We start from the raw sequence: 13,671 nt of genomic DNA, 5'->3' as shown, positions 1-13,671 counted from the left end.
ACAGGGCGCGACAGGCACTGTGCACTTCTGGTCCGGGGTCGCTCTGGGATATGGTGTCGGGGTTGCCCTGACCACCCGGGGGCCGTGCGTCCCCATCGCGCTGTCCAGGTCACCGAATCTCGTGCGGCGCGGATCCCATGGTCCGCGAGCCGGCCAGGCTCGGGCGGGCACCAGGTACAGCATTTCGACCCTTCAGGAGACGACAGTGGCTTCCACGTGTGACATCTGCGCCAAGGGCCCGAGCTTCGGCAAGAGCGTGTCCCACTCGCACCGCCGCACCTCGCGCCGCTGGAACCCGAACATCCAGACCGTGCGCACCGTGATCAAGGGCACGCCCACGCGCCTGAACGTCTGCACCTCCTGCCTCAAGGCCGGCAAGGTGCAGAAGCTCAGCGCCTGAGCGCCTCTGCTTCACCGCGGTGAAGGGCCCTCGCCGGGAACGGCGGGGGCCCTTCTGCATGTCCGGTGACGGATCCGACGGCGGTTCCGCGGGCGGTTCCGACGGCATCCCGGCCGACGGTCCGCGCGCGGGGTACCCGTAGGCTGGCCGCTCCCGCCGCCCGGTCCTGCTGAAGGAGAGCCATGACGGCCTCAGCCCCCACGATCCTCGCCACGAGCGCGGGCCTGCGCCCGCACCCTCGGCTCCGCTTCGGCTTCGGCCCGATGATGGCGCTCGCCACCGAGCTCGCCCACGGCGACCGGATCTGCGTGATCGGCACCGCCTCCGGGGACGACAAGGGCTTCCAGCGGGACATGGAGGAGGCGGCCCGCGAGGCCGGCTACCGCCTGCACCACCTGAGCCTGTTCTCCATGCCCAACGTGCCCGACGTCGAGGCCTACCTGCGAGGCTTCGACGTCATCTGGGTGAACGGCGGCTCGGTCGTGAACCTGCTCGCGGTGTGGCGGGCGCACGGGCTGCCGGAGATCCTGCACCGGCTGTGGCAGGAGGGGGTCGTCCTCGCGGGCATCTCCGCCGGGTCGATCTGCTGGTTCGAGGGCGGGGTCACGGACTCCTTCGGCCCCGAGCTCGCACCGGTCACGAACGGTCTGGGCTTCCTGCCAGGCGCGAACGGCGTCCACATGGACTCCGAGGCCGCTCGGCGCCCGCTGATCCGCCGCCTGGTCGCCGAGGGGGTGCTCGGCCCGGCCCTGTGCACGGACGACGGCACCGGGCTGCTGTTCCGCGGCACCGTCCTCGAGCGGGCCGTGACCGAGGTGCCGGGCGCCCGGGTCACCCGGATCGAGGCCGACGGCGCCGGCGGCGCGGTCGAGACGGATCTGCCGGTCGAGCTCCTGGCATGAGCGTGCCCGCGCTCTGCACGGGGCAGGGCGCGGGCACGATCGGGACCGGCGCGGAGGCCGGGGACGGCCTCGGACGGGGACCGTCTCAGACGGCGACGGGCGCGTCCTCGAAGGTCGCGGTGTCGATGACGGCGCGGAAGAACACCTCGCCGGCGACGACGCGCTCGTAGGCCGCGTCGACCTCGTCGACGGAGACGACCTCGACCTCGGCGCCGAAGCCGTGCTCGGCGCAGAAGTCCAGCATCTCCTGGGTCTCGGGGATGCCGCCGATGTTCGAGCCGGCGAGCACCTTGCCGCCGCCGATGATCGAGCCGAAGCTCAGCGACTGCGCGGCCGGCGGGAGGCCCACGACGGCCATGACGCCGCGCGGGGTGAGCAGGCGCAGGTACGCGTCGACGTCGATGTCCGCGCTGATCGTGTTGAGGATCAGGTCGAACTCGCCGCGGTGCGCGGTGAAGAAGTCGTCCTCGGTGGTCGCGAGCACCCGGGCGGCGCCCAGGTCCATCGCGAGCTGCTCCTTCTTGAGCGAGCGGGAGAGCACGGTGACCTCGGCGCCCATGGCCGCCGCGATCTTCACGCCCATGTGGCCGAGGCCGCCCATGCCGAGCACGGCGACCTTCTTGGCGGAGCCGTCGGCCCGCTTCTCGGCGGCGCCCCAGCGGGCGAGCGGCGAGTAGGTGGTGATGCCGGCGCACAGCAGCGGCGCCGCCTGCTCGAAGGAGAGGGCGTCGGGGATGCGGCACACGAAGCGCTGCTCGACGGTGACCTTCTGGGCGTAGCCGCCCTGGGTGATCGTGCCGTCGACGTCCTTCGCGTTGTAGGTGCCGACGCTGCCGTTGAGGCAGTTGTTCTCGAAGCCGGCGAGGCACTGCTCGCACTCGCCGCAGGAGTTCACGAGGCAGCCGACGCCCACGCGGTCGCCGACCTTCCAGTCGGTGACGGCGGAGCCGACGGCGGAGACGACGCCGGCGATCTCGTGGCCGACGGTGAGCGGGAAGTGCGCCTCGCCCCACTCGTTGCGGATGGTGTGGATGTCGCTGTGGCAGATGCCCGCGGCCTTGATGTCGATGACGACGTCGGTCTCGCGGGGGTCGCGACGCTCGATCTCGACGACGCGGTAGGGCTGGTCGGGCCCGGTCTTCTGCAGGGCCTTCACGGTGATGGACACAGGGGTCTCCTCGATGTCGGGATGATCGGGCAACCTCCCCAGACTAGACCCGTCGGGGTCTTCCCGGGAGGCGGGCCGGTCTCAGGAGAAGTGGTCGAATCCCACTCCGGGCACGGGGGCGCCGCCGAGCGTGACGAGGCCCTCCGGCCCGGGGGTGAACCTGCCCACGGCGCGGAACCCCGCAGGCACCGCCTCGGCGGCGGCGAGCATGAGGTGCTCCTCACCGCCGTGGAGCACCCAGTCCAGAGGCTCCGCGCCGAGCACGGACGCGAGCGACCTCAGCGTCTCGACGTCGGCGCCGAGCAGCGCGGGGTCGAGGTCCACGGCCAGGCCGCTCGCCGCGGCGATCCGGGCGCCGTCCCGCACGAGACCGTCGGAGAGGTCCATCTGGGCGCTGACCGCTCCCCCGCTCCCCCAGCCGAGCGCGAGGTCAGGGTCCGGGGCATCGTGCCATTCGAGCAGCACGGCGGCGTCGGTCGCGGCGAGCTCCGGGTCCAGGCGGGCGGGGCCGTCGGCCGAGTCGTCGAAGGCCAGCGCGGCGCGGCCCGAGAGCGCGACGGCGAGGCCGGCGGCGGAGCGGCCGAGACGCGGCCCGCCGACGACGAGCAGGTCGCCGGCGCGGGCCCCGTCCCGCCGGATCGGAGGCTCCTCCCCCGGCAGGGAGCCCACCGCGGTGATCGTCACGGAGAGCTGCTCGGCGCCGCCGAGGTCCCCGCCGACGACGCTCGCCCCCCAGGCCGCGGCGCGCTCCGCGATCCCCGCGGTGATCTGCTCGAAGGTCGAGGGCGGCTCGTCCGACGGGGCGGAGATCGCGACGACCAGCGCCTGGGGCCGGGCGCCCATCGCGGCGACGTCGGCGAGGTTCTGGACCGCTGCCTTGCGGCCCACCCGCCGGGCGCTCGTCGTGGTGCGCAGGAAGTCGTGGCCCTCGACGAGGGAGTCGGTGGTGATGACCAGGCGCGGGGAGTCCAGCCGCAGCACGGCGGCGTCGTCCCCCGGGCCCACCTCGGTGCGCGGGTCGACGGGGAGCTGCGGGAGCATCCGGGCGAGCAGCCCGGCCTCGCCGATCTGCGCGTGCCGCGCGTGGGGAGCCATGCTCCCAGTGTGCCGGATCGTCGGCACGTACCCTGGTGGGATGCGTGCTCCTCGACCTCTGACCGCCGCCGTGATCGGCGGGATCGCCCTGGGCCTCGCGGGCTGCGGGACGGTGAGGGTCCCCGCCGGCCCCGAGGCCGGGGATCCCACCTGCGCCGGCGTGGTGCTCGGCGCCCCGGACGAGCTGCTGGGGCTGCCGCGTGCGGAGACCTCGAGCCAGGGAACGATCGCCTGGGGCTCCGGGGAGGACACGATCGTGCTGCGCTGCGGGGTCACCCCGCCCGGGCCGACGACGGATCTGTGCACGCGCCTGGAGGACTCGAGCGGCGTGCAGGTCGACTGGATCGTGCGTGAGCAGGACGATCTGGTCTTCTACACGACCTACGGCCGCTCCCCCGCGATCGACGTCTCGGTGCCGCGGGCCGTGGCCCCGGACCAGCCCTCCGCCGCCGCCCTGGACCTGGGGCAGCTCGTCACGACGAACGTGGACGCCACCGATCACTGCGTGGGCGCGGAGGACGTCTCCTGACCCCTGCCCCCGCGGGCTCGGCCGTCCGCCGTGGTGTCAGCGGGAGCCGAGGGGGCGCGAGAGCGCCTGCTCGAGCAGGTCGGTGATCAGCGCCGTGTACTCCACGCCCATGTTCCTCCAGAGCACGGGGAACATCGAGTAGGGCGTGAACCCGGGCATCGTGTTGACCTCGTTGACGACGACCTCGCCGGCCTCCGTGACGAACACGTCCACGCGCGCGAGCCCCTCGAGGCCCAGGGCGGTGAACGCGCGGGCGGCGACCTCGCGCACCTCCTCGAGGGCGGCGTCCGGGAGCGCGGCGGGCACGTCGATCTCGACGGTGCCCTTGCCGAAGTACTTCGCCTCGTAGTCGTAGAAGGCGAGGTCCTCGCCGATCCGCACCTCACCGGGGACGGTCGTGCGCACCTCGCCGCCGTCCCGCGGGCCGAGCACCCCGCACTCGACCTCGCGGCCGGTGACGCCCTCCTCGACGAGGACCTTCGGATCCTCCGCGAAGGCGGTCTTCATCGCGTGCTCGAGCTCCTCGGGGCGGGTCACCTTGGACACGCCGAGGCTCGACCCGGCGCGGGCGGGCTTCACGAACCACGGCAGCGCGTGGTGCTTCTCGAGGTGGGCGAGGACGGCGTCCGCCTCCTGCGCCCAGTGGTCCTCGCGGACCACGATGCCGGGAGCGCAGGGCAGGCCCGCGGCACGCAGCGCCTGCTTCGTCGCGGCCTTGTCCATGCAGGAGGCGGAGGCGAGCACGCCGGAGCCGACGTAGGGCACGTCGAGGAGCTCGAGCATGCCCTGGAGCGTGCCGTCCTCGCCGTAGGGCCCGTGCAGCAGCGGGAGGACCACGTCGACGTCCGCGAGCGGCACCACGCGGCCGGATGCGTCGACCGTGCGCAGCGTGATCGGCTCGCCGGGGCGGTGACGGGTCGAGGGCAGGAGCACCTCGGGGCCGTCGTCGCCGACGGTCGGCGCCTGCCCGGAGACGAGGGTCCAGTCCGCGGGGTCGTCGGAGGCCTGCACCCAGCGGCCCTCGGGCGTGATGCCGACGGCGACGACGTCGAAGCGCTCGCGGTCGATCGCCCCGAGGATGCCGCCGGCGGTGACGCAGGAGATCCCGTGCTCGCCGCTGCGTCCGCCGAACAGGAGTGCCACTGTGGTTCTCATAGGGGGAACCCTAGTCACTCCGGGCGCACCGACCGTGACAGCAGGGCCGCTGTGACCTGGTCGATCCTCGCGCCGTCGTCGACGACGGCGACGACGGACCGGGTGATCGGCATGTCCACGCCCAGGCGCTCGGCGAGGGAGGCGACGGCGCGGGCGGTCGCGACGCCCTCCGCGGTCGAGCCCACGCGCTCGGCGGCGGCCTCGACGTCGAGCCCCTGGCCGAGGGCGAGGCCCAGTCGGTGGTTCCGTGAGAGCGGCGAGGAGCAGGTGGCGACGAGGTCGCCCATGCCCGCGAGACCGGCGAAGGTCTCGCGGTGCCCGCCGAGCGCGACGCCGAGCCGGGTGATCTCGGCGAGGCCGCGGGTGATGAGGGAGGCGGTCGTGTTGTGCCCGTGCCCGAGACCCGTCGCCGCTCCCACGGCGATCGCGATGACGTTCTTCACGGCCCCGGCGATCTCGACGCCCGTGACGTCGGTCGAGGTGTAGGCGCGCAGGTACGGGGCGGCGCAGGCCTCGGCGACGGCCGCGGCGCGCGCGGCGTCGGGGAAGGCGATGACGCTGCCGCAGGGGCGGCGCTGCAGGATCTCCGCGGAGAGGTTGGGGCCGGAGAGGACGCCCACGAGCGCCGGGTCCACGCGGCCCGCCTCCGCGATGATCTCGCTGACCCGTGCATCGGTCCCCCGCTCGATCCCCTTGACGAGGGAGAGCTGCGGGACCGCCGGCAGGGGCGAGGCGAAGGAGCCCAGGGTCGCGCGGAGCTGCTGGGCGGGGACGGCGACCGCGACCGCGTCGGCCCCCTCGAGCGCCTCCTCGGGACGGGAGGTGGCGGTGACCGCCGCGGGCAGCTCGTGCTCGCCGAGGTAGTCCGGGTTGCGGTGCTCCGCGGCGATCCGATCGGCGATCTCCTCGCGGCGGGCCCAGACGGTGACCTGGGCGCCGGAGTCCGCCAGGACCTGCGCGAAGGTCGTGCCCCAGGCGCCCGCTCCGAGCACCGCCCAGCGGGTCATCGGCCGGCCCCCATCGTGTGCGCGGTGCGGGCCTGCTCGAGCGCCTCGGTGCGCAGGCTCGCGGCGGCCGCCGCGTCCCGCAGCACGGCGCGGTCCTCGGCGTCGAGCCGGTGACCGGCCTCGGGGCGCACGGGGTCGCGACGCGGGTCGTGGAGCACGGCGGGCGGCTCCTCCCCGCGCGTCTCGCCGAGGAGCGCGGTGATCGCGGCCATGAGCTGCTCGGTGAGCCGCTGGGCGGCGGCGTGCTCGGTCTCCCCCGGGCCGCGGAGCGCCGGGATCGGGGCGCCGATCCGCATGGTCAGGGTGCGCCGGGGCACGGGGCGCGGCAGCGCGCGGCCCACGGGCCAGGCGCGTCGCGATCCCCAGGCGGCGACGGGGACCAGCGGGGCCCCGGTCGAGAGCGCGAGCCGGGCGGCGCCGGTGCGGGCCTGCATGGGCCATTCCTCCGGGTCCCGGGTGTAGGTCCCCTCGGGGAAGACCATCATGATCTCGCCGCGCTCGAGGGACTCACGGGCGCTCGCGAGGGCGTCGCGCCCGTCGCGGCTGCCGCGGTGCACGGGCACCTGGCCGCTCGCGCGCAGCAGCGCGCCCAGCACGGGCACGTCGAACAGCGATCCCTTGGCGAGGAAGCGCGGGGCGATGCCGGAGGCCTGCAGCAGGTGGCCGTAGGCGAGCGCGTCGAAGGGACCCATGTGGTTGCCCGCCAGGATCGCCCCGCCGCGCTCGGGCAGGTGCTCGCGGCCGATCCACACGGGCCGCGCGATCGCCGTGACGAGCGGCCGCAGCGGGATCTGCGCGAGGCGGATGACCGCCGGGGAGCGGCGCTCGGGCGGCCGCGCGGAGCCCAGGTCCCAGCTGCGACGCCGGCTGATCCGCGGGCGAGCAGTCCTCGCAGGACGTCCGACGGGCTCGCGTCGCGTCATCTCAGGAGTCGAGGGCGCGCCGGTCGCGGCCGCGGCCCAGGCTCCGCCGCGACGGGCCCGTCGCGAGCGCGCCGCGACGCCGCAGGGTGGCAGGCGCGCGGCGGGCGAGGGTGTTCACGGCCGCCGCGTGCATGAGCCGGCGCGGGGCGTACGCGAGGCGGCCGCGGATCGAGCGGTACTTCACGGCGGTCGTCACCTGCAGCAGCTGCCCGCCGGGCAGGAGCGCCACGCCGATCCGCACGCGGAGGTTCTCGTCGTCGTCCTTGATGAGCGCCTCGGAGCCCACGACCTCGTCGGCCACGTACTCCTTCTCGGGCGGCGGCACCATGTCCATGAGCCGCACGGCCTCGTCCCGCAGGGCGAGCAGGCCGCGGCGGGACAGCGGCGTGTTCTCGTGGGAGAAGATCGCCTCCGCCCACACCCGCGGATCCGTCTCGTCGACCCCGCGCGTGGGGACGATGACCACGTCGCAGTAGTCTGGGACGGGGATGTCCCGCAGGGCGAGCGAGCTCGCCGGCGAGGGGACCTGCTCCCCCGCCCGGGGGCCGACGGCGTCGCTCATCTGCTCAGTCCTCCCAGAAATCCGCGCCGAGCGCGGTCAGCTTGTCGCGGAACTGCTCGTATCCGCGGTCGATCAGGTCGATGCCGTGGATCGAGGAGACGCCGTCCGCACCGAGCGCGGCGACGAGGTAGGAGAAGCCGCCGCGGAGATCCGGGACGGTGATCTCGGCGCCGTGCAGGGGCTTGGGGCCCGAGATCACGGCCGAGTGGTTGTAGTTGCGGCGCCCGAACCGGCACGAGGAGCCGCCGAGGCACTCGCGGTACACCTGGATGTGGGCGCCCATGTCATTGAGCGCCGAGGTGAAGCCGAGCCGGTTCTCGTAGACGGTCTCGTGGACGATCGAGATGCCGTCGGCCTGGGTGAGGGCGACGACGAGCGGCTGCTGCCAGTCCGTCATGAGCCCCGGGTGGACGTCGGTCTCCACGGCGATCGCCCGCAGCGGGGTGCCCGGGTGGTAGAAGCGGATCCCCGCCTCGGTGATGTCCATCCCGCCGCCGATCTTCCGGAAGGTGTTCAGGAAGGTCGACATCGGCTTCTGCTGGGCGCCGCGCACGAGCACGCTGCCCTTGGTGGCGAGGGCGGCGCAGGCCCAGGAGCCGGCCTCGATGCGGTCCGGGAGGGCCACGTGCTCGTAGCCGCCCAGGCGGTCCACGCCCTCGATGATGATCGTGCGGTCCGTCTGCACGGTGATGAGCGCGCCCATCTTCTGCAGCACGGAGATGAGGTCCTCGATCTCCGGCTCGACGGCCGCGTTGGACAGCACGGTCACGCCCTGCGCGCGCACGGCGGTGAGCAGCACCTGCTCCGTCGCGCCGACGCTCGGGTACTCGAGCGCGATCGTCGTGCCCTGGAGGCCGGACGGCGCGGTGATGTAGATGCCCATCTCGCGCTTGTCCACGACCGCGCCGAAGCTGCGCAGCACGTCGAGGTGGTAGTTGATGGGGCGGTCGCCGATCCGGCAGCCGCCGAGGTCCGGGATGATCGCCTCGCCGAGGCGGTGCAGCAGCGGGCCGCAGAAGAGGATCGGGATGCGGGAGCTGCCCGCATGGGCGTCGATCTCCGTGGCGTGGGCGCGCTCGACGTTCGAGGGGTCCATCCGGATCACGCCGCCGACGACGTCCCGCTCGACCTTCACGCCGTGGATCGCGAGCAGGTCGGAGACGATCTGCACGTCACGGATGTCGGGGACGGAGTGGAGCACGCTGGGCTCCTCGCCCAGCAGCGCCGCGACCATGGCCTTCGAGACCAGGTTCTTCGCCCCGCGGACGGTGATCTCGCCGTCGAGGGGCCGTCCTCCGCGCACATGGAAAGTCGAGCTCATGGTGTCCTTGCTTCGCTGGACAGGCGCCCGGGCGCCTGGTGACTGACCGGCACACCCTACCGGAGGGGGGTGGGGGCTCCCCGCGACGCGGGTCACTCCCCACCCCCTCCGATGGTCGGGATCCCCTCAGGCGTCCTCGGCGATGCGGGCCGGGAGCGTCTTCGGCATCCAGGAGGGACGCGTCGCCTCGAAGGCGGTGATGTCCTCCTCGTGGCGCAGGGTGAGGCCGATGTCGTCGAGCCCCTCCATGATCCGCCAGCGGGTGTAGTCGTCGATCTCGAAGGGGAACACGGCGCCCGTGTCCCCGGCGTGGACCTGTCGCTCGACGAGGTCCACGGTCACCTCGGTGCCCGGGTTCTCCTCGAGGATCTTCCAGAGCTGCTCGATGTCGTCCTGCGTGAGCTGGGCGGCGACGAGGCCCTGCTTGCCCGCGTTGCCGCGGAAGATGTCCGCGAAGCGGCTCGAGAGCACGGCCTTGAAGCCGTAGTCCCGCAGCGCCCACACGGCGTGCTCGCGGGAGGAGCCGGTGCCGAAGTCGGAGCCGGCGACGAGCACGCTGCCACGCGAGTACGGCTCGCGGTTCAGCACGAAGTCGGGGTCGTTCGCGCGCCAGGCGTTGAACAGGCCGTCGTCGAAGCCGGTCTTGGTGACCCGCTTGAGGTAGACGGCGGGGATGATCTGGTCGGTGTCGACGTTGCTGCGGCGCAGCGGGACGCCGATGCCGGTGTGCGTGGTGAAGGCTTCCATGATGCTGCTCCTCAGGCGGTGGGCTGGAGGTCCGACGGGGAGGACAGGGTGCCGCGGATCGCGGTCGCCGCTGCCACCACCGGGGAGACCAGGTGGGTGCGACCGCCCTTGCCCTGGCGGCCCTCGAAGTTGCGGTTGGAGGTGGAGGCGGCGCGCTCGCCCGGCTTCAGCTGGTCCGGGTTCATGCCCAGGCACATCGAGCAGCCGGCCTGGCGCCACTCGGCGCCGAAGGCGAGGAAGATCTCGTGCAGGCCCTCCTGCTCGGCCTGGACCCGCACGCGGGCGGAGCCCGGGACGACCATGACCCGCACGTCGGGGTGCTTATCGCGGCCCTTGACGGTCTCGGCGAAGGCCCGGAGGTCCTCGATGCGGCCGTTGGTGCACGAGCCCATGAAGACCGTGTCGACCTTGATGTCCTTGAGCGGCGTGCCGGGGACGAGGTCCATGTAGGCCAGCGCATTCTCGGCGGCGGTGCGCGAGGTGTCGTCCGTGAAGTCCTCGGGGGCGGGGACGCTCGCGGAGAGCGGGAGGCCCTGGCCGGGGTTCGTGCCCCAGGTGACGAAGGGCTCGAGCTCGTCGGCGTCGATGTGCACCTCGGCGTCGAAGACGGCGTCGTCGTCGCTGCGCAGGGTGCGCCAGTAGGCGACGGCCTCGTCCCAGTCCGCGCCCTTCGGCGCGTGCGGTCGACCCTTCACGTACTCGAAGGTGGTCTCGTCGGGGGCGATCATGCCGGCGCGGGCGCCCGCCTCGATGGACATGTTGCAGACGGTCATGCGCCCCTCCATGGAGAGGGAGCGGATCGCCTCGCCGCGGTACTCGAGCACGTAGCCCGCGCCGCCGCCGGTGCCGATCTTCGCGATGACGGCGAGGATGACGTCCTTCGCGGTGACGCCCGGCTTGAGCGTGCCGTCCACGGTGATCGCCATGGTCTTGAAGGGCTTGAGCGACAGCGTCTGGGTGGCGAGCACGTGCTCGACCTCGGAGGTGCCGATGCCGAAGGCGAGCGCGCCGAAGGCACCGTGGGTCGAGGTGTGCGAGTCGCCGCAGACCACGGTGATGCCCGGCATGGTCAGTCCCAGCTGCGGTCCCACCACGTGGACGATGCCCTGGTCCTTGTCGCCGAGCGAGTGGATGCGCACGCCGAACTCCTCGGCGTTGCGGCGCAGGGTGTCGATCTGGGTGCGCGAGGTGAGGTCCGCGATCGGCTTGTCGATGTCGATCGTGGGGGTGTTGTGGTCCTCGGTGGCGAGCTGCTGGTCGACGCGGCGGGGCTGGCGCCCCTCCTGCCGGAGGCCGTCGAAGGCCTGGGGGCTGGTCACCTCGTGGAGGAGCTGGAGGTCGATGTAGAGCAGGTCCGGTTCGCCGTTCTCACCGCGGCGGACGACGTGGTCCTGCCAGACCTTCTCCGCGAGCGTGCTCGCCATGTCTTTCCCTCCTCGCGCCCGGGGTGCGGGCACTGAATCTCGGCGCCGCGAGGGTCCGCGACGGCCACGTCCGGGATCGGACGCAGGACAAGTCTTGGGCGGTGCCCGACACGTCGCACTTGCGTCTCACCAAATAAGACGGCAGTATCGGAGCATGGACAACACCCCGTCGGAGGAGAACGGCAGCGGCGTCGGCGTGCTCGACAAGGCCGCGATCGTGCTCGGAGCCCTCGAGGCCGGCCCCGCCACCCTCGCCCAGCTCGTCCAGTCCACCGGACTGGCCCGCCCCACCGCGCACCGCCTCGCCGTGGCGCTCGAGTACCACCACCTGGTCTCGCGAGACATGCAGGGCCGCTTCGTGCTCGGCCCGCGCCTGGGCGAGCTCGCGGCCGCCGCCGGCGAGGACCGCCTGCTCGCAGCCGCCGGCCCCGTGCTCGCCGCCCTCCGCGACCACACCGGGGAGTCCGCCCAGCTCTACCGCCGCCAGGGCGACCACCGCATCTGCGTCGCCGCGGCCGAGCGCCCGATCGGCCTGCGGGACTCCGTGCCGCTCGGCGCCGCGCTCACGATGAAGGCCGGCTCCGCGGCGCAGATCCTCCTGGCCTGGGAGGAGCCGGACCGTCTCCACCGCGGCCTGCTCGGCGCCCGCTTCACCGCGACCCAGCTCTCCGCCGTGCGCCGCCGCGGCTGGGCGCAGTCCATCGGGGAGCGCGAGCCCGGCGTGGGCTCCGTCTCCGCGCCGGTGCGCGGCCCCAACGGGCGCGTCGTCGCGGCGCTCAGCATCTCCGGCCCGATCGAGCGCATCACCCGCCAGCCCGGCCGCCTCCACGCGGCCTCCGTGATGAGCTCCGCGAACCACCTCACCGAGACGCTCCGCCGCGCCGGCGCCTGACCCCACCGAGAGCACCGCGCCGCCAGTCGTCCTCCCCCGCACAGGAGCCCCCGTCGCCGCCATCAGGCGAGGACGGGGGCTCCGTCGTCAGGCGGGGGCGGGGGCCACGCCGTCAGGAGCGTTCGATCCAGACGGGCGTGTTCGCGTAGCGCAGCACGGTCACCAGCTGCCGCGGCGCATGGACGCGGGACGCATCCTTGGCGGATCGCTCCCCCGCGACGACCATGAGGCTCGCCCCCTCGCTCGCGTGCACGAGCTCGCGGGCCGTCTCCGCGGAGGCGATGACCACGTCCCGCACGTAGACCTGCGGATGGGTGCGACCGAGCCGGTCCCGCACCGCGCCGAGCACGTGCTGCGCCTCGTCAGGGGAGGTCATCGCCCGCACGATGAGGACCAGGTCGCGGCCCCAGGCCGCGGCGAGATCCGCGGCGCGCTGCTCGTTCGCATGATCCTCGCCGTGGTCCACGAGCCCGATCGGTCCGTCACCGTCGATGTCGCCGCGCACCACGACGACCGGGCAGCGGGACTTCGCCGCGAGCGCGAGGGACTTCGAGCCGACCACGAGCGTGAGCAGCCGGCCCAGGCCGCGCCCGCCGACGACCATGAGATCGGACTCGCCGCTCGCCCCGACGAGCACGGGCACGGCGTTGCCGTCGACGATCTGCGAGGTGATCGGGACGTCCGGGGCGATCTCACGCGCGATCCTCACGGCTTCGACGATGAGGGCGTTCGCGGCGGAGCGGATGCCGGAGCCGGAGAGACCCGGCACGGGGTCGGTGTTGACGTCCAGCTCGGTCCACACGAAGGCGTGGAGGAGATGGAGGGTGCCGCCCGTGTGCTGCGCGTGCCGGGCGGCCCAGCGGACGGCGTCGTCCGCCTCGGGGGCGTCGAAGACGCCGACGGTGATCCTCGGAGCTGTGGCCTGCATCATATCCCGACGATACGCCGGGTTCGACGCCCTGGCCAGGGCCACTGCCCCAGGAACGGAAGAAGCCGGTGTCCGCAGACACCGGCTCAGCCGTACCCCGTACCGGATTTGAACCGGTGTTACCGCCGTGAGAGGGCGACGTCCTGGGCCGCTAGACGAACGGGGCGTTCGGGAACCCGAGGGCTCCTCACGGATCGCGAACGATCCGTGTCGTACCCCGTACCGGATTTGAACCGGTGTTACCGCCGTGAGAGGGCGACGTCCTAGGCCGCTAGACGAACGGGGCGCGGGCCAAGCAGCCGAAGCTGCGAAGCGCTGGGGTACCAGGACTCGAACCTAGAATGACGGTACCAGAAACCGTTGTGTTGCCGATTACACCATACCCCATGGTGAGAGCACGTTTCCGAAGCTTCCCGTGCCGTCCGAGCCTCTGGTGTGACTCGTCCGATCCGGTCTGCCGCGGGGGCCGTACCGAGAGACAACATTAGCGGGTCCGCGCCGGATGGACAAAGCGAGAGGGCCGTTTCCGGCTGTGAGCCTCGGCACCCCGACTGGTCACGCGCCGTTCACCCGCCTGCGGATGAACGGCGCGCGGCCCGCCAGGGCATGCCCGGAGCC

At 73.1% G+C, this 13,671-nt stretch carries 14 protein-coding genes and 3 tRNA genes; 4 read left to right on the top strand and 13 right to left on the bottom strand.

The genetic code is table 11. From position 1 onward, the window contains the following. Positions 1 to 205: 205 nt before the first annotated feature. Together rpmB and ACYVAP_RS06830 are read left to right on the top strand one after the other, a co-directional pair. A complete protein-coding gene (gene rpmB, locus ACYVAP_RS06835) occupies positions 206 to 400 on the top strand; it encodes a 50S ribosomal protein L28 (RefSeq protein WP_137770559.1) in 195 nt (64 codons plus the stop codon). Positions 401 to 582: 182 nt separating this feature from the next. Beyond that, positions 583 to 1,302, top strand: a complete 720-nt coding sequence (locus tag ACYVAP_RS06830; protein ID WP_498860081.1) for a Type 1 glutamine amidotransferase-like domain-containing protein — start codon at positions 583 to 585, stop codon at positions 1,300 to 1,302. Between the two features lie 85 nt (positions 1,303 to 1,387). On the opposite strand, the gene ACYVAP_RS06825 is transcribed toward ACYVAP_RS06830, so the two are convergent. Both ACYVAP_RS06825 and thiL read right to left on the bottom strand, forming a co-directional pair. Continuing rightward, positions 1,388 to 2,470, bottom strand: a complete 1,083-nt coding sequence (locus tag ACYVAP_RS06825) for an NAD(P)-dependent alcohol dehydrogenase (RefSeq protein WP_498860080.1) — start codon at positions 2,468 to 2,470, stop codon at positions 1,388 to 1,390. Between the two features lie 81 nt (positions 2,471 to 2,551). After that, on the bottom strand, positions 2,552 to 3,565 hold the full coding sequence (thiL, locus tag ACYVAP_RS06820) for a thiamine-phosphate kinase (RefSeq protein ID WP_498860079.1): 1,014 nt from the start codon (positions 3,563 to 3,565) through the stop codon (positions 2,552 to 2,554). Between the two features lie 40 nt (positions 3,566 to 3,605). On the opposite strand from thiL, the gene ACYVAP_RS06815 reads away from it, so the two are divergent. Next, the gene (locus ACYVAP_RS06815) at positions 3,606 to 4,094 is read left to right on the top strand and encodes a DUF3515 domain-containing protein (RefSeq protein ID WP_240811084.1); all 489 of its coding nucleotides are present in this window, start codon (positions 3,606 to 3,608) and stop codon (positions 4,092 to 4,094) included. A gap of 36 nt (positions 4,095 to 4,130) precedes the next feature. Here the strand turns inward: ACYVAP_RS06815 and ACYVAP_RS06810 are convergent, their stop codons facing one another. The 7 genes from ACYVAP_RS06810 to leuC form a co-directional block, all read right to left on the bottom strand. Beyond that, positions 4,131 to 5,249 carry a D-alanine--D-alanine ligase family protein gene (locus ACYVAP_RS06810; protein WP_498860078.1) on the bottom strand — a complete coding sequence of 373 codons (1,119 nt, stop codon included), beginning with the start codon at positions 5,247 to 5,249 and terminating at the stop codon, positions 4,131 to 4,133. Positions 5,250 to 5,263: 14 nt separating this feature from the next. Beyond that, the gene (locus tag ACYVAP_RS06805; RefSeq protein ID WP_498860077.1) at positions 5,264 to 6,256 is read right to left on the bottom strand and encodes an NAD(P)H-dependent glycerol-3-phosphate dehydrogenase; all 993 of its coding nucleotides are present in this window, start codon (positions 6,254 to 6,256) and stop codon (positions 5,264 to 5,266) included. Beyond that, entirely contained in the window at positions 6,253 to 7,179 is a 927-nt protein-coding gene (locus tag ACYVAP_RS06800; RefSeq protein WP_498860076.1) for a lysophospholipid acyltransferase family protein, read from the bottom strand. Before ACYVAP_RS06800 ends, ACYVAP_RS06805 begins: the two co-directional genes overlap by 4 nt. Position 7,180: 1 nt before the next feature. Further along, complete coding sequence (locus tag ACYVAP_RS06795) at positions 7,181 to 7,741, bottom strand: DUF2867 domain-containing protein (protein WP_259359622.1); 561 nt, start codon at positions 7,739 to 7,741, stop codon at positions 7,181 to 7,183. 4 nt (positions 7,742 to 7,745) lie between these two features. Continuing rightward, complete coding sequence (gene murA, locus ACYVAP_RS06790) at positions 7,746 to 9,062, bottom strand: UDP-N-acetylglucosamine 1-carboxyvinyltransferase (protein ID WP_498860075.1); 1,317 nt, start codon at positions 9,060 to 9,062, stop codon at positions 7,746 to 7,748. A gap of 126 nt (positions 9,063 to 9,188) precedes the next feature. Further along, a complete protein-coding gene (gene leuD / locus ACYVAP_RS06785) occupies positions 9,189 to 9,809 on the bottom strand; it encodes a 3-isopropylmalate dehydratase small subunit (protein WP_137770549.1) in 621 nt (206 codons plus the stop codon). Between the two features lie 11 nt (positions 9,810 to 9,820). Beyond that, on the bottom strand, positions 9,821 to 11,233 hold the full coding sequence (gene leuC / locus ACYVAP_RS06780; RefSeq protein ID WP_264450823.1) for a 3-isopropylmalate dehydratase large subunit: 1,413 nt from the start codon (positions 11,231 to 11,233) through the stop codon (positions 9,821 to 9,823). 154 nt (positions 11,234 to 11,387) lie between these two features. Between leuC and ACYVAP_RS06775 the strand changes: the two genes are divergently transcribed. Beyond that, positions 11,388 to 12,125: an IclR family transcriptional regulator gene (locus tag ACYVAP_RS06775; protein WP_137770547.1), complete on the top strand. Its 738-nt coding sequence runs from the start codon at positions 11,388 to 11,390 to the stop codon at positions 12,123 to 12,125. 112 nt (positions 12,126 to 12,237) lie between these two features. Here the strand turns inward: ACYVAP_RS06775 and ACYVAP_RS06770 are convergent, their stop codons facing one another. The 4 genes from ACYVAP_RS06770 to ACYVAP_RS06755 all read right to left on the bottom strand — a co-directional run bounded on the left by ACYVAP_RS06770 (position 12,238) and on the right by ACYVAP_RS06755 (position 13,440). Beyond that, entirely contained in the window at positions 12,238 to 13,056 is an 819-nt protein-coding gene (locus ACYVAP_RS06770; RefSeq protein ID WP_498860074.1) for a universal stress protein, read from the bottom strand. Positions 13,057 to 13,146: 90 nt separating this feature from the next. Next, positions 13,147 to 13,219, bottom strand: a tRNA-Glu gene (locus ACYVAP_RS06765). 47 nt (positions 13,220 to 13,266) lie between these two features. Continuing rightward, a tRNA-Glu gene (locus ACYVAP_RS06760) sits at positions 13,267 to 13,339 on the bottom strand. Positions 13,340 to 13,368: 29 nt separating this feature from the next. Then, positions 13,369 to 13,440, bottom strand: a tRNA-Gln gene (locus ACYVAP_RS06755). Positions 13,441 to 13,671: the final 231 nt, after the last annotated feature.

Source organism: Brachybacterium horti (genome assembly GCF_054777615.1).
The sequence above is the reverse complement of the archived record's forward strand: the minus strand, read 5'-3'. Positions and strand labels throughout refer to the sequence as shown.

What these genes read in the sequence shown, in the direction of transcription:
- ACYVAP_RS06830 (WP_498860081.1), top strand. Translation starts at nt 583, where the DNA reads ATGACGGCCTCAGCCCCCACGATCCTCGCCACGAGCGCGGGCCTGCGC.
- thiL (WP_498860079.1), bottom strand. Translation starts at nt 3,565, where the DNA reads ATGGCTCCCCACGCGCGGCACGCGCAGATCGGCGAGGCCGGGCTGCTC.
- ACYVAP_RS06815 (WP_240811084.1), top strand. Translation starts at nt 3,606, where the DNA reads ATGCGTGCTCCTCGACCTCTGACCGCCGCCGTGATCGGCGGGATCGCC.
- ACYVAP_RS06810 (WP_498860078.1), bottom strand. Translation starts at nt 5,249, where the DNA reads ATGAGAACCACAGTGGCACTCCTGTTCGGCGGACGCAGCGGCGAGCAC.
- ACYVAP_RS06805 (WP_498860077.1), bottom strand. Translation starts at nt 6,256, where the DNA reads ATGACCCGCTGGGCGGTGCTCGGAGCGGGCGCCTGGGGCACGACCTTC.
- ACYVAP_RS06800 (WP_498860076.1), bottom strand. Translation starts at nt 7,179, where the DNA reads ATGACGCGACGCGAGCCCGTCGGACGTCCTGCGAGGACTGCTCGCCCG.
- ACYVAP_RS06795 (WP_259359622.1), bottom strand. Translation starts at nt 7,741, where the DNA reads ATGAGCGACGCCGTCGGCCCCCGGGCGGGGGAGCAGGTCCCCTCGCCG.
- murA (WP_498860075.1), bottom strand. Translation starts at nt 9,062, where the DNA reads ATGAGCTCGACTTTCCATGTGCGCGGAGGACGGCCCCTCGACGGCGAG.
- leuD (WP_137770549.1), bottom strand. Translation starts at nt 9,809, where the DNA reads ATGGAAGCCTTCACCACGCACACCGGCATCGGCGTCCCGCTGCGCCGC.
- leuC (WP_264450823.1), bottom strand. Translation starts at nt 11,233, where the DNA reads ATGGCGAGCACGCTCGCGGAGAAGGTCTGGCAGGACCACGTCGTCCGC.
- ACYVAP_RS06775 (WP_137770547.1), top strand. Translation starts at nt 11,388, where the DNA reads ATGGACAACACCCCGTCGGAGGAGAACGGCAGCGGCGTCGGCGTGCTC.
- ACYVAP_RS06770 (WP_498860074.1), bottom strand. Translation starts at nt 13,056, where the DNA reads ATGATGCAGGCCACAGCTCCGAGGATCACCGTCGGCGTCTTCGACGCC.